The organism is Pseudomonas sp. NA-150 (assembly GCF_044336365.1).
In the GTDB taxonomy this organism is placed as follows: domain Bacteria; phylum Pseudomonadota; class Gammaproteobacteria; order Pseudomonadales; family Pseudomonadaceae; genus Aquipseudomonas.
The window spans coordinates 1,172,945-1,196,335 of the sequence record NZ_CP172305.1 but is presented as its reverse complement, the minus strand read 5'-3'; the positions used below and the strand labels follow the sequence as shown (position 1 = coordinate 1,196,335).

Genomic DNA, 23,391 nt, shown 5'->3' with positions numbered 1-23,391 from the left:
CGCGATGTAGCGCCTACAAGGGGTTTGTGCCTGACACCGGCCCTGTGGGAGCTAGCAATACTTCTTCATGCTTTATCCAGATCAATCCCCCGCGTCTCTTTCAAGCAGAAAAGCCCCGTCACCAAACTCACCCCCGTCACCAGCACCGGGTACCACAGCCCGTAGTAAATATCCCCGGTGTACACCACCAACGCGAACGACACGGTCGGCAGAAACCCACCAAACCAGCCGTTGCCGATGTGATACGGCAGCGACATCGAGGTGTAGCGAATACGTGTCGGGAACAACTCGACCATCACCGCTGCCAACGGGCCGTAGGTCATGCAGGCGATAAGAATCAACGCGACGATGATCAGCACCACCATCGGCTGGTTGACCTGCACCGCATCGGCCTTGGCAGGGTAGCCGGCATCGCCCACGGCTTTGCGCATGGCGACTTCGTCATAACCAGCGATATGTTGCTCGCCGACATTCACTTGTACGGCGCTGCCGGCGGCGGCTTGCTCCGTGCGATACGGCAGGCCCTGCTTGACCAGGAAGGTTTTGACCTTGTCGCACGGGCTGTCGAATTTGGCCTTGCCCACCGGATCGAACTGGAAGGTGCAAGTCGCAGGATCGGCGATCACCGTGATCGGCGACTGGCTGCTCGCGTGATCAATCTGCGGGTTGGCGTAGTGGCCCAGGGCTTTGAACAGCGGGAAGTAGAACACCGTGGCCAACAACAGCCCCGCCATGATGATCGGCTTACGCCCGATGCGGTCCGACAACGCACCAAACAACACGAAAAACGGTGCGCCGATCACCACGCTGATGATCAGCAAAGTGGTGGCCTGCCCCGGGTCCATCTTGAGAATCTGAGTCAGGAAAAACAGCACGTAAAACTGCGCGGTATAAAAGGTCACCGCCTGCCCGGCGTTGATGCTGAACAGCGCGGTCAGGACGATTTTCAGGTTGGCCCAGTTGCCAAAGGATTCACGAATTGGCGACTTGCAGGTTTTGCCTTCGGCCTTCATTTTCACGAACGACGGCGACTCGCTCAGGCTCATCCGAATCCAGGTCGAAATACCGACCAGAATGATCGAAAGCAAAAACGGCAAGCGCCAGCCCCACGTCTCGAACTGATCACCGGTGAAGTAACGGCACCCCATCACCACCACCAAAGACAACAGCAGGCCGAGGGTCGCGGTCGACTGAATCCAGCCGGTGTGCCGCCCACGCTTGCCGAGAGGCGCATGTTCGGCCACATAAATCGCCGCCCCGCCATATTCGCCGCCCAACGCCAGGCCCTGCATCATGCGCAGGCACACCAGAATCACCGGCGCAGCAATCCCGATGCTGCTGTAGGTCGGCAACAATCCTACGGCGAATGTGGAAAGGCCCATCAGCACAATGGTCATCAGAAAGGTGTATTTTCGCCCGATCATATCGCCCAAACGGCCGAACACCAACGCGCCGAACGGCCGCACCAGAAAGCCGGCGGCAAAGGTCATCAAGGCAAAGATAAAGGCCGTCGTATCGTTCACGCCGGCGAAAAATTGTTTACTGATCACTGCCGCGAGCGCGCCATACAGAAAAAAGTCATACCACTCGAAAATCGTGCCCAGGGACGACGCAAAAATGATCTTGCGCTCCTCCTTCCTGGCATCAAGAGGGGCGGCGGCGTGCTGCTGGATGTAGTCCGACATGCTTGAGGTCCTCGGCCCGTGGGCCCACTGTTTTTGTTGTTATTCGATTGTCGGAGGCGCGATTGCGGGCAATACCGCGCAATCCTCGGAGCGACCCCATAGTTCTAGTCGAGAAAGCTCATTCCAGCCTGCCGAAACCCTACGCCCTACAACGATAGTCGTAGGGCACCGAAACATCGATCCATGTCAAAACGTCGCGTTGACCCTTAACTGCCTCCACTATATGATGTGCCTCTGTCTCGCACAGACCACTAGATAGAGTATCCAGCATGGAAGCCGTGCAGAATTTGCAAGAAATGTGTGTTGGGTTTGCTCGTCATATACAGAGCGTTAATCAAGCGCCTGTGGTGCGCGGTACTACGCTCGGCATCTCCAGGGCGTGTCTGAAAATTTCCCTGCCGAAAGCCATGAACCGGTATACTTCCGTCCCCCCGGAGGAGGCGCAACCATGATCAAAACTTCGCGTTTTTTCTCGTTGAACCGACCGAACCCTCACGGGACGCAGACCTCCAAATTAGATGCACTCCCCTCCTGCACGCCCCTGTAGGAGCGAATTTATTCGCGAGGCAGTCGTTGTGATCCATGAAAATCCACGACCGATGAATGGCTGAAGCCCACTACCGCTTCCGACAGCAAGACCGAGGGCCCGCCCTCAAGAACTCATACATTCGCGTCCCGCACCCTGATGCCGGCGACGCTTTAGATATCCACCGACCAGTCCACCCCGACTGGCCCTCACGCAGGAGACGCACAACCATGCTGAGCTGGGACGAATTCGATAAAGAAGACGGCGAAGTAGTCGCCAAAGCGACCAACGCCGGTCACGCCAACGAAGCCAACATGGACCGCCTCGACAGCGCCGGTGGCGCCGCGGCCAAAGAAGCCCGCGCCGTGACCGCCAGCGACTCGGCCGCGATCATTCGCGCCAAGGCCGCCCTGGACAGCCTCGACGTCGCCGAAGGTCTTGCCGAACTCGAAGGCGCCAGCGCCCGCGTCGCCGTTGACGAAAAAATGATGATCAACTGCCGCGCCGACCTCAACCAGCTCGTGCCATTCAAGTACGACTGGGCCTGGCAGAAGTACCTCGACGGCTGCGCAAACCACTGGATGCCGCAAGAAGTCAACATGACCGCCGACATCGCCCTCTGGAAAGACCCGGAAGGCCTGACCGACGACGAACGCCGCATCGTCATGCGCAACCTCGGCTTCTTCTCCACCGCCGACTCCCTGGTTGCCAACAACCTGGTACTGGCCGTGTACCGTCTGATCACCAACCCGGAGTGCCGCCAGTACATCCTGCGCCAGGCCTTCGAAGAAGCGATCCACACCCACGCCTACCAGTACTGCATCGAATCGTTGGCCATGGATGAAGGCGAAATCTTCAACATGTACCACGAGATCCCATCGGTCGCGAAAAAAGCCGCCTGGGGCCTGAAATACACCCGCTCGATCTCCGATCCGAAGTTCGAAACCGGCACCGTCGACACCGACAAAGAACTGCTGCGCAACCTGATCGCTTACTACTGCGTCCTGGAAGGCATCTTCTTCTACTGCGGCTTCACCCAAATCCTCTCCATGGGCCGCCGCAACAAAATGACAGGCGTCGCCGAGCAGTTCCAATACATCCTGCGCGACGAATCCATGCACCTGAACTTCGGCATCGACGTGATCAACCAGATCAAAATCGAAAACCCACACCTGTGGGATGCCGAAATGAAGGAAGAAGCGACCCAGATGATTCTGCAGGGTACGCAACTGGAGATCGAATACGCACGCGACACCATGCCGCGCGGCGTGCTGGGCATGAACGCGGCGATGATGGAGGACTACCTCAAGTTCATCGCTAACCGTCGCTTGAGCCAGATTGGTCTGAAGGAAGAGTATCCGGGGACTGTGAACCCGTTTCCTTGGATGAGCGAGATTATGGATCTTAAGAAAGAGAAGAACTTTTTTGAGACTCGGGTTATTGAGTATCAGACTGGTGGGGCTTTGAGCTGGGATTGACATTTAAAAATCACACAAACAAAAAGGTCGCCATTGAGCGACCTTTTTTATAGAAAATGATATTCCCTATGCATATTGATATCACAGAACATTTGAATTTAAATGACGAAGAACTCCAAGAGTTATCAACAGCAGAGCTCTCCGATTTTTTAACAGCCAAAACCAACTTAATTCTCAAAATTCCACTCCCCCATGTAAACAATTCAAACTCTTACATAGACATAATATCTAATTATATCGATGCTTCATACTTTGTCGAAAAAACCGCATCCTATTTTAAAACCACAACATTGAAAAAAGACTGGAGCAAGGGATACCAACCACAGTATCTACTTACCGTAGTAGACTTCGACAACACTTTGTTAGCAAATCATATAAAAGACTTCATGTGGGCCTTTCAATATCCCGAGAACGAAGACGATCACGATAAATTCCACGATGTGAGATCTGAAATAAATCTATTTGAGGATGATATCACTGACACAAAACTGCAGTATCCTGAAATAGCTGATGAGTATTTTGCAAATTTAATAAACGGAGCGTACTACGAGCTCGATACAAGCATATTCAAGCACCAACTCTCATTCTTCCCAGAAAGAAACTATGGTTATTGGAAGGCACCTTCCTATAATGGAGAGGAGAATGGAATTATGGTTTCGAGCAATGGCTGGATCGTTCCGACTCAAATAACCATCCAAGATGCTTTTAAATCACAAAGCCAAGACGGAGACATATCACTGCTTAACTCGCAATTTCTGACCCTCAACGCACAATCAATAATTATTACCGAAGGCTCTGTGGTTTTAGTTCCTTTAGGGAAAATTCTCCAAGCGCTCGCATGCATAGAAAGCACCGCCATAACAGAGGAAAAATATACTCAAAAATTAAACTGGGATGGAAATATATTTAGTCAAGCCCCCTCAACTGTAACTCTCTTAGAAAAAAATACGACACTAACCTCCATTCAAACCGGTGGACTAAGTTTTTACACATCAGAATTTTTAGATTTTATTGTAATAAAAACCAAACTTGCACAAATTGTAATTTTTGACATTTTAGAATTAAGTAAATCAGAATCCGAAAGATACATTGGCGCCGCCAGACAACTGTTCTCTTCATTTGACGACAATATAGACTCTCCCTCGGCCATTTCTCTTCCATGGGAAAAATTAGACGATGAAGCATTTGAACAGATCTGTTACGACATAATTTATCACAATTCAAAATTCGATAATAAAACAATAAGAAAACTCGGAAAATCTAGATCTAGGGACGGTGGCAGAGATATTGTTGTTCATACAGTAGCAAAGCTTGGTGAGCGTCCACGCAAATATATTTTTCAGTGCAAATTTTCTCTTCCAACCAAAACAATTGGAATCAGCAACATCGGATCAATTACAGACACGATCGAACAGTACGGCGCCGAAGGGTACGGCATAATGTGTAACTGCTATATCGATGCATCTCTTTACGATCGCTTAGATGCAATAGCTGAGCACCGAAAAATGAATACCGAAACTTGGTCGAAATTTGAGGTGGAACGATTTATAGCCAGACGTCCAACTATAAAAGCACGTCACTTTGAAATAAATACCTAAATCTCATATAAATATATGATCACATAATCTTCTCGGGTCAAGCCCTGAATGACGCGGAGTACCAGCAGAAGAATCTGTACAGTGTGGATTTATTGCACATATTTTAAGCCGCCATCTGACGGCTTAAAAACTTAGTAGAACATTAATAGACTCAAAAATATCGATATATTTAGAGCGCAAAATAGCCCTCTTTGATCATATGGCGTCTTATCTTCCATATCTCAATGCTTTGCCTTTCAGTTGGGAGCTTATTCGGCATCTGGGACGCCAGTTTTAACAAGCTGACCTGCTTGGGGCCAAGCTGCTCCTTCTTAATCCCCCACGCCAGCATACGCGCCCACTCGGCAGCAGGAACATCAATCACCAAGATCTGGATTTCAATTCCATCGTCAGTTTTCTGAACATCCTTGGACTTCTTAGACTCTTCAACCGCAGTACTAACATCTAACAACGTTTCCACAAAACCTGCCTGGAACGGAATGCTGACATCTTTGACCTGTTCCCAGCAAGCCTGCATTTTTGCCCACTCAGTGACGTTATCCTTCGGTCTATCCGGATCCGTTAACACTTCAAAGACTCTCTCAGCGATGTTCGCGAGCTGCTTAAGCAAAGGTTCGGGAACCCGCTGTTGATCCCAAATCAAGCGAAGATGCAGCTGTTTACCCAGTGCTTGTTCAGCAATCATATTATGTAGCTTTGCGATTGTGTAAGTAACTATGTTCGCTCGGTAACCGCCCTGATACCATGGTTGCTGGCTCACTAATGATTCAGTTCTGCGGAATATAATTGCCAAGGCTATAAGGCCTCTAAAATACTCCTCATTATATATTTTCCCGTCAGCCGCCCAACCTTTAGAAACAGCATCTGCAAAAAATATAAAGTTCTTTTGCGCCCCCATACTTACTCTATATGGAAGCTCCTTCCAACTATTTTCATATTTAGCGACGTCGGTCTTGCTGAACAATTGACCTTTTGGATTCTGAAGTAGAAACTGACTTTTCTGAGCGGTCGAAAGCTTAGCTTGCTCATTAAGGTATTGTCCCCGTGCCCTCTCATAGAACCAATGTGTCCCGTACTGAACTCCGCCCGACGGAGAGGTAAAGATACGGCGTGAAAATTCTTCCAAACGCACATGAAAAGGATGATTGGAGAAAAAGTCCGCATCGCTGACCTTATTTTGACTATTTGCATAACGTGCAATTTCAGGCGTCAAAGCTCCAGCTTTATCCGGTGGCAAAACAGATAATTTCATCTGAACCATCACCTTTGAAAGGTCTGCCGAATCCTTCCTCCCAGAACCGCCACGTTTTGCGAAAGCCAGCGATGCAGTTGTCTGTCCACCGTTAACAATTTGGAGGTTCGTAGCATTTAGAATTCGTAAGCCGCGTGATGTCTCCTCTATAACAATATTTTCTGCGGTCGCCGCAATACCGTTATTAAATGCGAAGAACATATCGGGCTGTGTACGTATTGTATTTTGAATCGCAGCGTTTACCTTTCCTTTAGTGCTTAGGAAGGTGCGGACGTTACCCTCTAATAATCGGCTACCGTACTTATCATAAATATCTGCAAGAGAATCACCGGGAATCATACAAAGGTAAGCCTAATACTCGCCTTCTGACTGCGCCGCTGCAAGACAAGGTAATCCCTTGCCCTCTACGTTTGAGAAATCAACAACAAGGTCATCGCGGCCTGTCGCGGACATATACGCGGTATGGAAACGATTTATATCCCAAATATGTAGCTCAGCCGGTATTCCTTTAACATTTTCTTCCAGCCATCCTTTTTGTCGCGTTTTAAGGAGTCCATTGCTGACAAAATAGAACCTGTACTTAGAAATCTTTGTATGCCAATCCATCAAATCGCAAGCAAGTCCATAACCTGGCTGGCTTTCATCCACTGTTCCGTCTGTCAAGTTACCATCTAGAGCCTCCTCTAGGAAAGAGCGAAGCAACTCAAATGTCCTTTTTACATCCTGGGTAACAAACGAACTTATCTCATCATCATTATAAAATTCAGCTATCACTAACGATAGAGAACTATCTGTATCATCAAAAGAGTAGCCATCTACTCGTAATTTCTTTTTATTACTTACCCCTTCAAAGCGGCAGCTCTCAAATACCAACATTTCCTCAGCATCAACAAGTCGCTCTCCGCACTCATCGACAAACCCAGCGCTAATAAAATTTTTGGCGAACTCCGCCTTAGCTCGCACTGTCTCTATTATATCTCTATGAAAACTCTCGATATCCAAGATCCATCTCCTTGAAAATAATCGTCATGAAATTTTAAATGGACCGCATACGGTTAAATCCACTTTATAAACTACGTGAGCGACTCCCTTGGGTACATCAGAAATCGTAATTCTGGGGAAGTCAGCCCTGATGTCGTAACTGTTAACATCACGTACAACAACGTTCAGCTCGTCATATTCAGGCCGATGGATATACCCCGCTTTGAATAACGTTCTATCGAACGTAGTCCTTGCATTGAAATCAGCCGATAATTCTAGTCGGACGTCCTCAACAAGTGAGTTCAAGGTAAATGCCCCTTGAGAGGAGCTTGTACAATTCCCGAGCTCAATTACGACAAGAATAATTGGTCGTATTTTGGTATCTAGCTGCTTTTCAGATGAAATTAATGTCGAGCTAGAGCCAGGGCGAAGCGTTTTAACTTCCCAGGCCTGATTTTCTATCTGAAAATCTTGATCGGAGAGATAGGGGCCTACCCAACTGTTAACCGCCGGGCCAGTCCCCAAAATTGGAATAAGTTTTACCAAGTGCACCAACTCACCACAGAGGCCTCTAACCTCACTATCACTCAAAAGGCCAAGATTCCCCCGTTCAAATAGCTGTCTCCAACTTGATAGACGCTTCAATACAAAATCTAAAGATTGATCTACGTTCAACGGACGAGAGGATTCGATTAAGTCTTCACACAAGAACGAAAAAAATTCAAACAGTTTGCTGTCTTCAAGTATCAAAAATAGCGACCACCTTCCATCATCCCGCGCTACAGAAATCAATTTGACCGACTTCAAGTCGCTTTGAAACGCTGGCTGTTCTTTACAGATTAATAAAAGGGTGTAACGCCCCTCATTATCAATACCCAAATAGAAATCAAGCACGTGTAGTGCATCGATTCTACGAAAACCTGAAGCGCCCCCTGCAGAGCTCAACGCCTCCCAAAGCAATTTTATTTTATTAGGCATCTTCATCATCCTGATCATCATCGTCGTCAGTTTCTGGGCCTGATGCTTCTCCAGATAACATATTCCGTAGCTCGACCAGATTAATTCGATACGCGACGCGGTGGCTCGCAACATCGAGCGCGGGAAAACTCAACCCAATGGCAACCAGCGCATCGCAGTCTGCTGGCAAAGCATAAAGTTCACTTGACTCACGCTGTTTTGGCTGGATCAGATGAATCAATAGAAGAGGATTTTGCCGTACTTCGGTATATATCTTCCCTGGAAAACCCCTTGATGTATTAGCGCTGTCAGATCGATATTGCCGCTCGGCATCTTCAATTTGCAGCTTAGTTAATCCAATTTTTTCATCTGCTGCGGATCCGACTCTTAACTTAGCACCGTTCACCAAGAGAGCACGAGTGTCGGCGTCAACGACGATAGTACGTTCGCGCCTCTTCACGTTCAGCCCCTCTACAAAATCGAAGGGGTTTCCATCGCCGCTGGGAATTGCTACATCCCAACTTCCAAGTTTCAAATCTGTAGATTTCTCAATAAACTCAGCCAAGCTAGCCGTTTGTAGTTTTACGCTTAATGGGTGATTGACAAACGACCTCAAGAACTTGACGATTAAAGATTTAGAAACTCCTCTCCACACAGGAAACAAATAACAACCATCTGCCTTAGGTACAGACATCATCACTTCACTAATAAAGCGCTGAGCTCCTTTATAATTGGCAGACACTATAGCCGGATCTTTTAGCAATCGGGGAGACTCTAAACTCTCTTGTGTGATAGAGATAATCTCAACAATCTCATCCGAGTACCGCATTTTGTTTCGAGCAGTAATCATTAAGGACTCAGGGTGAGACCTAACTCTAAGCCCAAAATCTATAGGCTTAAGCCGAGAAACCTGCATGCGATGTACTTCGCTCCTCAGCTCATCAGTAGCTTCAGATATATGCGCATACCAATCGGCCGTTTCGCTCGGCATCCAGACTCTACACAGGTCTTCGTAACCGACTCGATATCCAAACCAACGTCCCATTTGAAGAAGCGCATCGTACATCTTTGTGCTGCGATAAAAATAGCTTATGCACAATCCTTCTAATGTTAAACCGCGGGCCAAACTATTGCCACCCACGGCTATTACTCTGAGTCCATGCTCTTTATATGACGAATAGTCTAAACTAGCCGGGCCGCTCTTCTGGTTCACCGCCGTTATTTGAATTGGCAGGGTCGCTGACAGAAGCGAGCCTTGGACTTCATTCCAAGTAATCCCCGCATTAGAAAAATTCTTTTGGAAAACCTGATGCAAATCAAAAATGGTTCTGTTACGAAGAGCTTCATTTAATGGAAGAGATGCGTAGTTTCGAATATCGCCTTGCATCAACCGAATCTTGAGATCCAATATATCTCGAACCTGGTTCTGAACAAGCGTGAAATGACTAACATTTACTAGCATAGACCGATGCTTCGGCATGCCTTCACGGAGATCCATCAGCGCATTTACGATAAAAAAGCATCCTACGGCCTCCAGCAGGCTTTCTGGCACGCCGTCAACTATACTATTTGAGTCTAATTCTTTCGGAAAACACTCCTCGGCGTCGTCAATTTCCTTCACACAGTTAAGATCTGAGTCTTCCCCAAAAGTTCGACGAGCCCCTACGTAGTTAGTAGGCGCATCAAGCGCATATATGAAATCCCGAGGAAAGAGATCATCACCTTCCATATCTGATGTAGAATCAGGATTAATGAACACGTTTGCAAATGGTGTAGCAGTAAATCCGATATAACTAGAACGTGGAAAGACCTTCAACAACCCGCGTATACCTGCGTTTATTGCTGTAGCTTTTTTCGGATTTGTGTTGATAGAAGCGTTATCCGCCTCATCGTCAATAAGTAGTAATGGAATATCAATTCGCCCAGCAGAGCCGGCATTGTAAGTAACCAGCCAGTCTGCTAAATTTTCGAGGATCTTTTTATTTTTCTTGACCACCAACAAAACAGGCTCTTTATAATCTTTCAGTTTGAACCCTAATTGATTAACCGTGGCAGCTTTAAAATCCCCTACCGTAGAAGTGAATACTCCCGCTGATCGAGCGGCGTCGATTAATCCAACACCTATTTCTTTACGATGGCGCTTTCTATGATTCACAACGCCAGAGCTATCCAAACCTACAAAACCAGAGTCAAGTCGCTCTTGGGTCTGACGCCGCAAACTTTCCAAGGTCCCAGTGAGCAAAATAATTAATTTGTAACCACTGTCGGCAGCTTTGCAAATTAGACCAGTGTAATTAGACGTTTTCCCAGATTGCACATCCCCCATTACTAACCCCCGTCGAGGCCACCCAGTAGTACCTTGGGGATCCCCCATCAGATCAAGAATTTCATCTGTGACTTTATCCAGGGAATTAACGACTTTTGGGCCCCAACCTTGCTTTAGCAGATCGGTTTGGTAACGGCTCCAGTAGAATGGGTCAATCTCGGCTTGACGAGCCCGCAACCAAGGATTGTGCTCGTCGTATACGTAACTACCTAGTCCCATGTCCAGCGTGAGGGCCTCATGGAGACGCTTGATAACTGCCTCAAATTCAACCTCTGAAACCGCAAAAGCCGGGAGAACCCTCAGCATAGTGGCTAAATCTAATATCTCAGCCTCAGTAGGAACTCCTTCTACAGTTAACGTAGTTATTACACCCAGCTCTAATCGTCGAGCATTCGCAGACACTGCCATCCTTGATTTTTCATTCACGACATATATTCCTCAATTATTCTTTTTGTTAATTCTGGATGCAAACTAAAAGGCTCAATCAGATGCAAAGTAGCAAGAATTCTTTTCCTAGATACTGAATCTGTCGCCATATTAGAGAAAAGTTCTCGCGCCAATATGTAAATCTTGTCAGTGACACTATCTGCATTAAAGTCTGGACGAACATCCGCAGCCATTCGGGAGTAAAGAGCGTCTGCAGGAAAAGTACTCTCAATCACACTTAACACCAACTTAAAGGCAGACATTTCTTCAGGAGATAAAGTTCGGCAGTATTCTTTAACTAGTGGATGATCGCGATTAATATCATAACGAAATCCATCCCTATCCAATATTTCGTGCCACCCAGGAACTATTTCCGAAGACTCAACCTTTCGCCCTTTGAAAGCTATTGTTCGTCCACTTACAGCTCTGATTCGCTCAACGGTTCTCTTAAGATTAGCTCTAACAGCCTCAGGAGGATGCGCCGCGGATTTTTTAATATCTAATGTCCATAGATGATCAAGTGAGTTAGGTATATCTACCCTAACCCTTGCCAACTTGCTCAGCTCATCTTTTCGAGCTAAACGAAACCAAGTCCCCCAGATAATCAACCGTCTATTACGATAAATATAAAAGCCCTGCTGATTTCTAACACCTTCATTCCCCCCCGCTAATAGCACTTCTTGAGTAGACAACTTACTCGCGTGCGGTAAAATGAATGGCTTTACTAGTACTCTTTGACCCTCCACACTAAAGCTATCATCATCCAAAGGCTGGGTTGATTTGTGACTGCTAAAAAACGGATCCACTGCGGCTAAAGGATTGCCATTGATGGACATATTAACCCTATGCTTACTACCCTCTTTAATCAAAAACCGGTGGAAAACTAGAGAAAGATGCTCCCGTGCATAAAGCATTTTGTCACCTAGCGCCGACTCCGCCGAAGCCTCTCCAGCCGTCAACTTATCTAGATTTTGCCACAGAACGATGGTACCCGAACGCTGTCCCATCAACTCAGAGAAATGAGGAACAGCCTCGTAATCCACTGAGTCCAAAGCTAGCATTACCCAAGATCCCTTTTTGATAACAACATCAAGATCCCAACAGAAAGCACTTACAACATTGCCTTGTTTAGACACCACCGTCATACGTCTACATTGAGATAGAGATGCGGTCTTTAACCCGAGACCATAGCGCCCCATATCGTCAATGCCACGAGCGGCCAAGGGATTTGTGCTGCCGTGCCTCATTGCACTTTCCAAAACCTCCGGTGACATTCCCACCCCATTATCGATCAATGCAATGTACGGATCAACGAATGGTCTAAACTCAATATTAATATCTTTGGCTTTTGCAGAAAGACTGTTATCGATCAAATCAGCAAGCGCGGACTCGAGCGTATATCCGATCGACCTCATTGACTCCAAGAGAGACGCGGCATGAGGCGGATGCTGAATTTCTCTCATCGCACGACCACCACCATCCTGAACATGCACCAATCGACGTGCCCAACCATCACTCCTTGCCTCCCTTAGTCATTTCATAAAGACGAGGTCCGCCCACCTCACTAGGACAGCGCTATCTTTGATAGCATGAAGGCCATCCGCCATCATTTTTCGCACAATTTAATATTAGATGCAAGTAGCTAGATCCAACCTAGGCGATAATTTCTCTAGGTCAGCTTTTAGAAATTTAAATGGTACCTGTCCTCTCCGAGAGTGTAGCTGATGAATAGTTCTTCCCATTTATAATACGCTCTACAACATGGGCAATCTTGCTTGCCAACAGAGGTGGAACCGCATTGCCGACTTGATGGTATTGCTGAGTTCTATTTCCGAGAAAAAAATAGTTATCCGGAAATGTTTGCAACCTCGCAGCTTCCCGCACCGTTAAGCTTCGGCATTGATGAGGATCATAATGGATGAAATAGTGGCCGTCTTTTGATATGTGGCTTGTAATGGTAGATGACGTCTGTTTTTTTAGCTGCACGCGAAACCGATCACTGAACTTTCCGGTCTTCCAGTTTTTATGCTCAGGCGCCAAACCTGGCAAATCAAATTCTAGATGACCTTTAGGCGAGGCAGAGTGAACCTGCCCGAATGCGGAAGCATATACATAACGTTTTAAATCACTAGTCATATGACTCCGAGCTTCATGGTTCAGCCATACACCCATGCGTGGATCTAAAAACCATGAGTCGAGCTCAGGTGTCTTGGTTTTACCTCGCCAATTATCCTTTTTCTTGACACGTAACCCCCCATTATTTAGTGCTCCGCCGGAAAACGAGTCACGTATGATTTTCAGTTCCATTTCGAGCGAGAGATCCTTTCTACCCGACGAAACCAAGTCAAGGTGTAGCCTTTCAAGATGCCCGAGGACTTCCTTACACCAAATGTCTGGGGTATCTTTTCCCCGAGATATGGTGCTGCGCAATGGTGGTAAGTCTCCGATCATCTCACCCACGGTAGGGCCTACTGAGGGAGTCAATTTATGATCATGCATACCCTCAATGTAGTCCTCAGAGACTCCGACCAATATGACCCGATGCCGTCCTTGAGGAATACCATATTGCTCTGCGCGAATAACAAAATTACTGAAATCAAGTTTAGTTGGATCCATGCCAGCTTCAAATACGTCATCAGACACCAATGAGCATATTCTATATTTAGCACCGTTCTCGTTAACGATGCCTAATGCGGTATCAGGGTCCGCTAGGTCCTGCAATATTTGTGGAAATATTCGCTCCCCGCCAATTTTGGAGGAAAGAATGCCCTTCACATTTTCCATCACAAAAACTGCCGGCTTTTTCCGTTGTATGATTCTTAAATACTCTCGATATAAAAAATGGCGATGATCATCCTCTGCTTTATATTCTACATTACCCTTATTTCTTGCTCGGCCAACGATAGAGTACGCTTGGCAAGGAGGCCCTCCGATTAGAACCCAAGGCTTTGTTGTGTCCAATCGTTCTTCGAGGATTCGATCCAGCTCCTCGTTTCCTTCCGGGGTTCCGAGCTTTATTTGACGCGCCTCTTGATCTGCCTCCACCCATTGTTTATAGCTATTTGACGTCCACGGCTTATCTACTCCAGCCGTTTCACAAAACCTATAGTAATCTTCCAAGGCGTCTGGATTATTTTTTTTCAAAGCCCTATAAAAAGCTCTAAGACGAAGCGTCGATCTAGCGAACGGATCCATCTCCGCAGAAACTAATACTTCAAAGCTGTTTCCTTCATTGAGTGAGGAGAATCCTTCACCAAGACCGCCAGGCCCAGCAAATAAATCCACGACCTGCAAAGAGTTATCAAAATTCATACGCTAAATCTGCCAAAGGTAAGCCAAAGTGGATGTCGTAGACCCCGCAACCAGATCGAAGATGATGGCCGCCATACGTGGTAGCAATACACGTCCCGAGCTGCTGGTGAGGAGGTTTCTTCATGCTCATGGCTATCGATTTCGAATACATCGCAAAGACCTCCCTGGAAAGCCCGACATTGTACTGCCCAAATTGCGGACCTGTATATTTGTCCACGGGTGCTTTTGGCATCGACACCTAGGGTGCCGATACGCTACTACACCGAAGACTCGACAAGAATTTTGGGACGAGAAATTTTTACGCAATGTGGCAAGAGACGCCGAGAACATCGAGGCGTTGAAAAACCTAGGATGGCAAGTAGTTATCGTTTGGGAATGCCAGCTCAGGAAGGATGGAGAGGGTCTCCTTGAGCTGCTTCATCGGTTACGCACCGGTTCAAAAATGGTCACGTGACACCAGCCCGACATCATCAATCCTCGCTTACTTCATGATTGACGTCAGTTCCACTTCTCCCTAACCTGCCCCAGAGCCTAAGAAACTCGTCAACCAGAGCGGTCCTCCGCACCCGACAGCCATGCGGCTTTTTTGCGCCAGCGGTTTGCTTACGCCTGCAAGAAAGACCCCGTTATGTCGGGAGTGGGCGAATACAAGACCCGAAAGGGGAATATGTCCGGCCCGTCTCTGGTGGGTTTCTTAGCTCCCGGCACCTAATTCAATGCCCTAAGAAAGCATCCAGAGGTCAAAAAATGCTCAATCCACACGCAAGCTCCGCCCGCCATTTGCTCTCCTATCCGGAGGCACGACATGGCTGAACCCTTGGATTTCACCACATTCCTCCGACACCACCGACAATTGCGAGTGCTCTTGCTGGAAACCCAGGCGTGGTTCAGTGCCCGCGATCTGGGTAAGTTAATCGGATGGCCGATAAATGAACGCACTACCTGCAAGCTTGATCCTGACCAACGTCGCACGCTAACGCTGACCCGTCATGGTCTCGTCCAGGATGAGTTCATGCTGAGCGAGTCAGGGTTGTACGCAATGCTGGTTCATCACTATCACCCGGAGAATCGCAGCCTGCGGCACTGGATCACCAACGAAGTCGTCCCCGCCTTGCGTGACGCAGAGCAATCTCCAGTCGATGAGTCGCCCAATCTGAGTGTGCTGCAGTGGCCAGGCTTGTCGTTGAGCATGCTTCATTGGCAATGCGAGCCTTGGATCAGACTGCGGGATTTACCACAGGTGTTGCCACATCCTGAATTGAACCCGAGTATGCAACCCAACACACCGTCACGCTTTGGGTGGCGAGCCGTTTCGAGAATGTTTTTTCCACGCTGACTGACGCCCTCATGCCCCGCTATTCGGTTACAGCGCATGGGGGATTAACCTTGGCTCATTCCGGGTTTTAGCTCTCTCACCAAATTCGAGGTCGACGAACAATGCCCAAGCCTCTAGCCCGAATCCTGACCGTACTTGGCTTACTCGTCGCCGCCTGCAACCTCCACGCCTCCGAACGCTGCCCCTCCGGCCTTATCAACGAAGGGGACACCCCCTCCCAAGTCATCCAGAAATGCGGCGAACCCGCCCAGCGCGCCGTCACCCCACCCGCCGAGGACAGTGATGGCAACGTTCTGCATAAAGCCGTCACCGTCGAGCAATGGACCTACGGCCCCACCAACGGCATGTATCGCCACCTCCGCTTTATCGACGGCAAGCTGATGCAAATCAGCAGCGAACGAAACTAGCGCCGTCCCCCGATAGACATCAAATACTCAGCGACGTATCGTCGTAGCGGCCTTTCAACATCAGCGATCCCATGTCCAAAAAATCCTCGCTCTTCGACGATCTATTTCTCATCGCCAGCAAGCTCCCGTGGTGGGTCAGTGTGCTTATCGCCGTGGTTTCGGCCCTGTACCTGCACTCCGTCGCCACCGCTCCCGCGCCTGTTTACACGGACTTGCATCAACTGAGTTCGATGGTCTTCAGCACTGCCGCGAGGACCTTTGCCACCTTCGGCCAGTACCTGCTGCCGTTGGTGTTTCTTGGCGGTGCGGTGGCTTCGGTGTTGGGTCGGCGCAAACGCCGCAATCTCCTCGCCGCCATGACCCTACCCGGTGGCAAAACCATCGAGAACATCACCTGGCAGCAGTTCGAGTTGCTGGTCGGTGAGGCGTTGCGGCGTCAGGGTTTCAGCGTTCAGGAGACCGGCGGCAATGGCCCGGACGGTGGCGTTGATTTGGTGGCGCGCAAGGACGGGGAAAAGTATCTGGTGCAGTGCAAGCAGTGGCGTGCGTTGCAGGTCGGGGTGCCGACGGTTCGGGAGCTGTACGGCGCGATGGCGGCTGAGGGGGCGACGGGTGGGTTTGTGATTACCAGCGGGCGCTTTACCGGGCCGGCGAAGGCGTTTGCCTCGGGGCGCAATGTGCGCTTGGTGGATGGCGAGTTGCTGAATAAGTGGATCGCGGCAACCCGCAAGCCGGGGCCGCGGCCGACGTCGGAGGTGGTCAAGGAGCGGGTTGAACCGGTGGTGGCACCTGCCGCGCCGAAGGTTGTGCCGGTGGTTGAGACCAAGCCGGTGATTGAGGCTCCAACCAAACCGGTGGCGCCTGCGTGTCCGCATTGCAGGAAGCCGATGGTGATTCGGGTGGCGCGCAGTGGCGCGAATGCCGGGGGTGATTTTTGGGGGTGTGCGGCGTATCCGAAGTGTAAGGGGATTCGGCCGATTTTTAAGCCGATGTAGGGATTATCGCTTGTTCATCTGAAGGCCGTTCCGGCCTTATCGCAGCCTTCGGCAGCTCCTACAGGTGGGTGTTGCGTGGTTTTACCCGTCGCAACCTGTTTCGTATGCGCCAGTTTTACGAGGCTTACCGCTTCGACGAAAAAGTCTCACCACTGGTGAAACAGTTGCCCTGGACGCAGAACCTGATCATCCTCAGCCAGATCAGTTCAAAGATGTTAGTCCTTCCAGGCGGTGGAGACGGATCTGACATCCTCGCGAACAAGGTCGCTCCTACAGAACGCCAGAAGCTCCACAACTACCGAAATAGAGCCTCCACCGCCCTAAAGTTTCCCCACCCCCTGCCGCTACACATTCCGGGAATATACGAGCCGCCCACTGTGCGGCGACTGGATGTCACTTATCTCGGGTGTTTATGAATCACATGTTCAAGAAAACCGTACTGGCTGTTGTTATCAGTGCGGCGTCTTCGCACGCCTTCGCAACGGCTGGCTATAACGTTGGCACAGGCCCTACCACGTTCACAGGAACGATTCCCGGGACGATGACGCTGACGGGGCACCGGGTTCAAGTCGACAGCTCTGACATCCTGGGCGTGAAGGTCTCACAGGCTGCGGTCCAGGGGTCGATCCTCAATCAGGCTGATATCACCTTTACTACCAGCACTTTTCGCACGGCGACTGGTTTGGGCATTGATTCTGGTTTCAGTTCAGGGCTGACCGCCGGCAGTACCGTCGCTGGCGATGTGATCAACTCAGGGACGATATCGTTCACTGGCGTGCATGGTGCTGAAGGCTTCGAGATTGGCAATAGCGTGATTTCGGGGTCGGTGATCAACAACGGCGTGGTGCGTATTGTCGAGCAGGTCGGCGCGGGCTATGGCGTTGAGGCCATGTACCTGCATGGCACGTCGATCGGTGGTGATCTGATCAACAACGGCACTCTCGACAGTCAGGGCGATGGCTCCACGGGCTTGATTCTTGACTCGCACTTCGGCGTGACGCTGAACATCGCCGGTAAAATCATCAACACCGGAACGATTCGGGCTACCGGCAACAATGCTTTGGGCTTCGACGTCGAGACACCCACCAGCCCTCTCAGAATCGAGAACTCGGGGCTGATTGAAGCCAACGGTAACGGCGCTCTAGCGGTCTCGCTGTCGGTGCACTCGGTTATCGACTCCCTGAACAACAGCGCAACGATCAATGCCATGGGCGCCAACGCAGTGGCCGTGGATGTCGACGGCGCCACCTTCACCCAGACTTCGCCGTCAGGCCAGCGCGGTCTGATCAACACCGGCACGATCCAGTCCCAAGGAGTGGGCATTCTGGTCGGGCATACCTACACAACAAGCGCCTTCGAGATCAACCAGAAGGCCGGACTCATCAGCGGCGTGGGCACGGCGATTGACGGCGGCAATCTGGCAACGCTGAACTGGACCGGCGGCGCGATCGTCGGTGATCTGCTGAATTTGACCGCCACCAACATTGCCGGGCAGGCCAATTTCACCGGCCAAACGATCGACAGTAATGTGGCGATTTCCTCGGGCTCGCTGAACCTCAAGCAGCAAGGCACCCGCATCACCGACAACCTGCATGTCAGCAGTGGCGCGGGCGTGGATATGTTGCTGTCCGACCGTGTGACGCCCTCCTCGCCTTACCTGAACGTTGGTGGCACGGCGACGTTTGACCAAGGTTCGAAAGTGACCTTGAGCGCCAACCCGGGCGATTTTACGCCAACCGCCAACGGCACCCAGTACACGCTGATCAGGGCCAATACGCTGGTCAACAACGGCCTGGCCGTGAGCAGCGCTTCGTCACTGTTGAGTGTGTCGAGTTATACCGTCGACGGGCATGATGTGAATGCCGTGGTCACGGTGAAGAATGACAACGACGTCAATCAGGGTCTGGCCAATGCCAGCGCTTCGCCGACCACGCAACTGTTGGTCAACACCTTCAAGAACGGCGTGATGGGCAAGCTGCCGGGCAACGACCCGGTGTTCCAGGCCTTCGCTAACACGGCGAGCAACGAAGAGCTGGCCAAGTTGGGGGCGAGCCTGGCACCGGACGTGAGTCGTGGTGCGGTGGACGCTGCCGTGTCGAGCCAGGGCATGTCCAACAATGCGATCCTCGGCCGTGTGTCGGGCTTGCGTTCGGGTCTGTCGTCCGGTGATGTGCTTTCGGAAACCGGGGTCTGGGTGCAAGGCTTGAACAGCAGCCTGGATCAGGATTCACGCGACGGCGTAGCAGGTTATTCGGCCAACGCCAGCGGCATCGCCGTGGGCGCTGACGGCAAGCTCAACCCAAACACCACCGTCGGCCTGGCGTACTCGTACCTCAACACTAACGTGACCTCCGCCACCGGCAATAAGACCGATGTGCAAGGCAACGCGCTGTCGCTGTACGGCAGTTGGGCGTTGAATCGCTGGTTTGTCGATGGTGCCGCGAGTTATGGCCGCAACGACAACGACAGCAAGCGTTACGTCGCCGGTACCGCCGCCAAAGGCAGCTACGACAGCGACGTGTTGAGCCTCAGCGCATTGGGCGGTTACACCTTTGACGTGAGCGAACATCTGCAAGTCGAGCCACGTGTGGCGGCACGTTACGCCAATGTGCAAATCGACAGCTTCAACGAACACGGCTCTTCGGCGGCGTTGCACAACAATGCGCAACGCTTCGAAATCGGCGAGTTGGGAGCAGGGGTTCGCTTGATCGGCAACCTGCCGTTGCTCAATGGCACGCTGGAACCCGAGGCAACCCTCATGGCGTACCATGATTTCATTGGCGATCAGGTCAACCAGACCTCCAGCTTCCAGGCAGGCGGTTCGGCCTTTGTGGTCAGCGGTACGTCGCCGGTGCGTGACACTTACGAAGGCAGCGTCGGTGTGAACTATCAGATCAATGCCTTTACCGTGGGTGCCAATTACACCTATCAGGCGAAAAGCGGGTTTGATTCCGACACTGTACTGCTCAAGGCCAAGTACGCGTTTTGAGGTTCTAGACGTGTTGAAGCCCGCGATAATCGCGGGCTTTTTCTTATCTGGCTGTCAGAGGAAGACCATGTTCAAGCAATGGATCGTCGCCGGACTCGTGGTCATGGGCCTCGGTGGTTGTGCGAGCCGAGTGGACCTGCGCGAGGTCGTACACGGTTCTGCCCTCACGCCGACCGTGCTCGCCACGACACCTTACGCGCTGCAAGCGTTGTTGCCCGGAGCCGGTGTCCACAGGCATTTACGGGTGTATATCGAAGGCGATGGACATGCCTGGGCAACCCGTACCCAACCCAGCACCGACCCGACGCCGGCGATTTCATTGACCGCCCGTTTGGCCGCCAATGATCAGCAGCCGTCTGCCTACCTTGCGCGCCCCTGCCAGTTCGTCAGCGGGCCGAATTGCACTCAGGAGCTCTGGACCGAAGGCCGCTTTGACCGCACGGTAATGAGCGCGATGAATGCGGGCCTGGACTTTTTGAAACAACGATATGGCGTCGAGCAGTTTGAGCTGGTTGGTTACTCTGGCGGCGCGGCTGTTGCGTTGGTGTTGGCGGCCACCCGTAGCGATGTGAAGCAGGTGCAGACACTCGCGGGCAACCTCGACCCGCTGCTCTGGACTCAGATGCTGGGCCTGTCACCCCTGAAAAACCCGGTGACGCCCCTACAATTCCACGACGCGTTGCGGCACATTACGCAGCGACATTTTATCGGCCTCGATGACCAGGTCGTACCCCCCGCTATTGCGCACGCCTATGCGGAGCAATTGCAGGGGGATTGTCTGCAGATGGTGTCAGCCAAAGCCACCCACAGTGTGGGGTTTGAGCAGCTTTGGGCGGAGTATTCGGATAAACCGGTGGTTTGTGGCAGGACTGATGGACTTTAGCTGCCTAAGTCTGCGATTAATCTACATCGCGAAGGCCGCTCGGGCCATATCGCAGCCTTCGGCAGCTCCTACAGGGGTTATGTGTATTGCCTGACCGCAGGGCTACTCCGGCAATGCCACCGCCACTCCACCCGGATGCTGCTTCACCGCGCTGTACGGCACCACCGACCAATCCGGGCTTTCACACGAGCGCATCACCCGGGCGAACGACGGGCCGAAGTAGATGCCGTTGGGGCGCAAGTACCAGGCGGGGAAGTTCCAGATGTCCGGGTCGCTGAAGTCGCAGCTGTCTTCGTCCTCGGCGGCCGGTTTTTTCATGTCGTCGCTATGAAAAGTCTGTAGTTGGCTGACCAGCCAGGGTGCGAAGTATTTACTGCGGTAGTCGGAAAAGGTGTCGAAGGTGACGTCCGACGGGTTTTGTCCGTTGTGGGTTTCGTGCTCGTCGTAGCGAAAGGCTTTGCCCTCGCCGACCCACAGGATGTCTTCCAGCAGCAGTGGCTTGCCGGTCGTGACATCGAGGTTCAGCGGCGAGTCGCCAAAGTCCGGGTGGGCGCCGCCGCAGTCGTAGCTGGTGAAGATGCTGACGCTGACGATACTCGGCGACAGCAGCTCAGGGGTGACCGTTTGCAGGAAGTTACCACCAAAACGGCTGCCCTGAAGCAGGCAGGCGTGATAGCTGGTGACTTCATTCCACAGGCGGGCGCGCAGTAGTTGGTTGATCCGCGCTCGTTCCGCGTCGGGGTAGCCGTCGGTGACTTCGAACATCGAGATTTTCGACTGCGGTTCAGTCCACCATTGCAGGGTGTGGCCCATGAAACTCTGGGTTTTGCCGGCCTGCAACGGCAGTTGTGTAAGGCGCAGGTAGTCGTAGGGTGACTGCGCGTAGATCGCTTGCCAACCGGCGTCGGCCGTGGCGGCAGGTGGCGGGACCTGCAGTTCCGTCAGTTCGACTTTGAGGGGTTTGCCTTTGGCGGTTTTCCATTCGCCACTCAGCCCGGCATTCGCCGTTTGCCGCAGGTGCAGTTCCGGCAGGACTTTTCCGCTGCTGTCGTCCAGACCTTCTTTCAATGTCAGCTCTTTGCCCTTCATCACGCCGCTGAGTGCCAGATCCGTGTGGTACTTCTCGTAGAAGTAGCGCCCGAGCACTTCGCTTGGCAGGTTCAAGTCCAGTTCCACCACGATCGGCGTCTGCCCCAGCGTGCCGGTGTAGAGGTGTGGCGCTTCTTTGGCGTAGAGCGCGAGCGGCGAGAACATGCAGAGGGCGATGAGCGAGCGGGACAATCCCTGGAGCATGGCGCGGTCCTTGGGCGAGCAGGTGGCTGGAGTATGGCTAGGTTATGGCCGGGAGTGAAACGGCAGCTGCAAAATTTTCGGTGTCGGTCTAAATGCCCTCGCCAACAAGTTGGCTCCTACATAGGAATGCGATCCTCTGTAGGAGCTGCCGAAGGCTGCGAAGAGGCCATCAGCCATTCAAATACGGAACTGCTTCACCAGCCCGCCGAGGCGATTGCCGAGGTCGGTCAGGCTACGCGAGGTATGCGCACCGCTTTGCGCATCGCCGGCCACGTCATCAGCGGCCTGGGCGATTTGAGTCATGCTGCGGCTTACCTCTTCGGCCACCGAAGTTTGCTCTTCGGCGGCGCTGGCGATTTGCGCGTTCATGTCGTTGATGGTGTCGATCAACTGGCCAATCGCATCCAGCGACACACCGGCCTGGTTCGCCAGTTGGCCAGTGGTGCGCCCGGTTTCGCTGGAGCGGCCCATGGCAACCACGGCGTCCTGCGTGCCTTTTTGCAGCAGGCTGATCATTTCGTGGATTTCCTGGGTGCTTTTTTGCGTGCGGCTGGCCAACGCGCGAACTTCGTCGGCGACCACGGCAAACCCACGCCCGGCATCGCCCGCCCGTGCAGCTTCGATGGCAGCGTTCAACGCCAGCAGGTTGGTCTGTTCGGCAATCGAGCGAATCACGTCGACCACACTGGCAATCGACTGCACATCCTTGTTCAGGTTATCCAGCGAGGAACTGCTCTGGCCGATGTCTTCGATCAAGGTGTGGATACTATTAATGCTCTGGTTGACCACGCTCTTCGCCTGACCGCCCACATCACTGGTCTGCCTGGCGGCTTGCGAGGCGCCCTGCGCGCTGGCCGACACTTGCTGCGCGGCGGTGGACATCTCGTGAATCGCGGTGGCCACTTGATCGGTTTCCTGACGCTGACGGTCCATGGCCTGCTCGGAGC

The 23,391-nt window shown here is 51.6% G+C and carries 17 protein-coding genes and 1 pseudogene; 9 read left to right on the top strand and 9 right to left on the bottom strand.

Annotated elements, in window-relative coordinates:
- Nucleotides 1-65 precede the first annotated feature (65 nt).
- Complete coding sequence (locus tag ACF0H7_RS05755; RefSeq protein ID WP_397451826.1) at nt 66-1,685, bottom strand: MFS transporter; 1,620 nt, start codon at nt 1,683-1,685, stop codon at nt 66-68.
- 756 nt (nt 1,686-2,441) lie between these two features.
- On the opposite strand from ACF0H7_RS05755, the gene ACF0H7_RS05750 reads away from it, so the two are divergent.
- A complete protein-coding gene (locus ACF0H7_RS05750) occupies nt 2,442-3,689 on the top strand; it encodes a ribonucleotide-diphosphate reductase subunit beta (RefSeq protein WP_397451825.1) in 1,248 nt (415 codons plus the stop codon).
- A gap of 68 nt (nt 3,690-3,757) precedes the next feature.
- The gene (locus ACF0H7_RS05745; protein ID WP_397451824.1) at nt 3,758-5,287 is read left to right on the top strand and encodes a hypothetical protein; all 1,530 of its coding nucleotides are present in this window, start codon (nt 3,758-3,760) and stop codon (nt 5,285-5,287) included.
- Nucleotides 5,288-5,456: 169 nt separating this feature from the next.
- On the opposite strand, the gene ACF0H7_RS05740 is transcribed toward ACF0H7_RS05745, so the two are convergent.
- The 6 genes from ACF0H7_RS05740 to ACF0H7_RS05715 all read right to left on the bottom strand — a co-directional run bounded on the left by ACF0H7_RS05740 (nt 5,457) and on the right by ACF0H7_RS05715 (nt 14,541).
- The gene (locus tag ACF0H7_RS05740; RefSeq protein WP_397451823.1) at nt 5,457-6,878 is read right to left on the bottom strand and encodes an AIPR family protein; all 1,422 of its coding nucleotides are present in this window, start codon (nt 6,876-6,878) and stop codon (nt 5,457-5,459) included.
- A gap of 12 nt (nt 6,879-6,890) precedes the next feature.
- A complete protein-coding gene (locus tag ACF0H7_RS05735; RefSeq protein ID WP_397451822.1) occupies nt 6,891-7,541 on the bottom strand; it encodes a hypothetical protein in 651 nt (216 codons plus the stop codon).
- Nucleotides 7,542-7,565: 24 nt separating this feature from the next.
- A complete protein-coding gene (locus ACF0H7_RS05730) occupies nt 7,566-8,498 on the bottom strand; it encodes a PD-(D/E)XK motif protein (protein WP_397451821.1) in 933 nt (310 codons plus the stop codon).
- On the bottom strand, nt 8,491-11,229 hold the full coding sequence (locus ACF0H7_RS05725) for a Z1 domain-containing protein (protein WP_397451820.1): 2,739 nt from the start codon (nt 11,227-11,229) through the stop codon (nt 8,491-8,493). The genes ACF0H7_RS05730 and ACF0H7_RS05725 overlap by 8 nt, the downstream gene beginning before the upstream one ends.
- Nucleotides 11,226-12,692 (bottom strand): ATP-binding protein, encoded by a 1,467-nt coding sequence (locus tag ACF0H7_RS05720; RefSeq protein WP_397451819.1) that lies wholly within the window; start codon nt 12,690-12,692, stop codon nt 11,226-11,228. The genes ACF0H7_RS05725 and ACF0H7_RS05720 overlap by 4 nt, the downstream gene beginning before the upstream one ends.
- 226 nt (nt 12,693-12,918) lie before the next feature.
- Nucleotides 12,919-14,541 (bottom strand): DNA cytosine methyltransferase, encoded by a 1,623-nt coding sequence (locus ACF0H7_RS05715; protein ID WP_397451818.1) that lies wholly within the window; start codon nt 14,539-14,541, stop codon nt 12,919-12,921.
- A gap of 28 nt (nt 14,542-14,569) precedes the next feature.
- On the opposite strand from ACF0H7_RS05715, the gene ACF0H7_RS05710 reads away from it, so the two are divergent.
- The 7 genes and pseudogenes from ACF0H7_RS05710 to ACF0H7_RS05680 all read left to right on the top strand — a co-directional run bounded on the left by ACF0H7_RS05710 (nt 14,570) and on the right by ACF0H7_RS05680 (nt 21,151).
- Complete coding sequence (locus tag ACF0H7_RS05710) at nt 14,570-14,995, top strand: very short patch repair endonuclease (protein WP_397451817.1); 426 nt, start codon at nt 14,570-14,572, stop codon at nt 14,993-14,995.
- Nucleotides 14,996-15,346: 351 nt separating this feature from the next.
- The gene (locus ACF0H7_RS05705; RefSeq protein WP_397451816.1) at nt 15,347-15,877 is read left to right on the top strand and encodes a Bro-N domain-containing protein; all 531 of its coding nucleotides are present in this window, start codon (nt 15,347-15,349) and stop codon (nt 15,875-15,877) included.
- 101 nt (nt 15,878-15,978) lie between these two features.
- Nucleotides 15,979-16,284 carry a DUF2845 domain-containing protein gene (locus ACF0H7_RS05700; protein WP_397451815.1) on the top strand — a complete coding sequence of 102 codons (306 nt, stop codon included), beginning with the start codon at nt 15,979-15,981 and terminating at the stop codon, nt 16,282-16,284.
- A 71-nt stretch (nt 16,285-16,355) separates the two neighbouring features.
- Nucleotides 16,356-17,279: a restriction endonuclease gene (locus ACF0H7_RS05695; RefSeq protein ID WP_397451814.1), complete on the top strand. Its 924-nt coding sequence runs from the start codon at nt 16,356-16,358 to the stop codon at nt 17,277-17,279.
- Nucleotides 17,280-17,350: 71 nt separating this feature from the next.
- Nucleotides 17,351-17,479 (top strand): annotated as a pseudogene (locus tag ACF0H7_RS05690) (DUF1016 N-terminal domain-containing protein); the annotation flags it as partial.
- Nucleotides 17,480-17,700: 221 nt separating this feature from the next.
- Nucleotides 17,701-20,268 carry an autotransporter domain-containing protein gene (locus ACF0H7_RS05685; protein WP_397451813.1) on the top strand — a complete coding sequence of 856 codons (2,568 nt, stop codon included), beginning with the start codon at nt 17,701-17,703 and terminating at the stop codon, nt 20,266-20,268.
- Between the two features lie 67 nt (nt 20,269-20,335).
- Nucleotides 20,336-21,151 (top strand): alpha/beta hydrolase, encoded by an 816-nt coding sequence (locus tag ACF0H7_RS05680; protein ID WP_397451812.1) that lies wholly within the window; start codon nt 20,336-20,338, stop codon nt 21,149-21,151.
- Between the two features lie 102 nt (nt 21,152-21,253).
- Here ACF0H7_RS05680 and ACF0H7_RS05675 read toward each other — a convergent pair whose 3' ends face one another.
- On the bottom strand, nt 21,254-22,444 hold the full coding sequence (locus ACF0H7_RS05675) for a hypothetical protein (RefSeq protein WP_397451811.1): 1,191 nt from the start codon (nt 22,442-22,444) through the stop codon (nt 21,254-21,256).
- A gap of 177 nt (nt 22,445-22,621) precedes the next feature.
- On the bottom strand, nt 22,622-23,377 hold the full coding sequence (locus ACF0H7_RS05670) for a methyl-accepting chemotaxis protein (protein ID WP_397453838.1): 756 nt from the start codon (nt 23,375-23,377) through the stop codon (nt 22,622-22,624).
- Between the last annotated feature and the right edge of the window lie 14 nt (nt 23,378-23,391).

Coding starts and splice junctions, on each gene's coding strand:
- ACF0H7_RS05755 (WP_397451826.1), bottom strand. CDS start 1,685: ATGTCGGACTACATCCAGCAGCACGCCGCCGCCCCTCTTGATGCCAGG.
- ACF0H7_RS05750 (WP_397451825.1), top strand. CDS start 2,442: ATGCTGAGCTGGGACGAATTCGATAAAGAAGACGGCGAAGTAGTCGCC.
- ACF0H7_RS05745 (WP_397451824.1), top strand. CDS start 3,758: ATGCATATTGATATCACAGAACATTTGAATTTAAATGACGAAGAACTC.
- ACF0H7_RS05740 (WP_397451823.1), bottom strand. CDS start 6,878: ATGATTCCCGGTGATTCTCTTGCAGATATTTATGATAAGTACGGTAGC.
- ACF0H7_RS05730 (WP_397451821.1), bottom strand. CDS start 8,498: ATGCCTAATAAAATAAAATTGCTTTGGGAGGCGTTGAGCTCTGCAGGG.
- ACF0H7_RS05720 (WP_397451819.1), bottom strand. CDS start 12,692: ATGAGAGAAATTCAGCATCCGCCTCATGCCGCGTCTCTCTTGGAGTCA.
- ACF0H7_RS05715 (WP_397451818.1), bottom strand. CDS start 14,541: ATGAATTTTGATAACTCTTTGCAGGTCGTGGATTTATTTGCTGGGCCT.
- ACF0H7_RS05705 (WP_397451816.1), top strand. CDS start 15,347: ATGGCTGAACCCTTGGATTTCACCACATTCCTCCGACACCACCGACAA.
- ACF0H7_RS05700 (WP_397451815.1), top strand. CDS start 15,979: ATGCCCAAGCCTCTAGCCCGAATCCTGACCGTACTTGGCTTACTCGTC.
- ACF0H7_RS05695 (WP_397451814.1), top strand. CDS start 16,356: ATGTCCAAAAAATCCTCGCTCTTCGACGATCTATTTCTCATCGCCAGC.
- ACF0H7_RS05685 (WP_397451813.1), top strand. CDS start 17,701: ATGTTCAAGAAAACCGTACTGGCTGTTGTTATCAGTGCGGCGTCTTCG.
- ACF0H7_RS05680 (WP_397451812.1), top strand. CDS start 20,336: ATGTTCAAGCAATGGATCGTCGCCGGACTCGTGGTCATGGGCCTCGGT.
- ACF0H7_RS05675 (WP_397451811.1), bottom strand. CDS start 22,444: ATGCTCCAGGGATTGTCCCGCTCGCTCATCGCCCTCTGCATGTTCTCG.
- ACF0H7_RS05670 (WP_397453838.1), bottom strand. CDS start 23,377: ATGGACCGTCAGCGTCAGGAAACCGATCAAGTGGCCACCGCGATTCAC.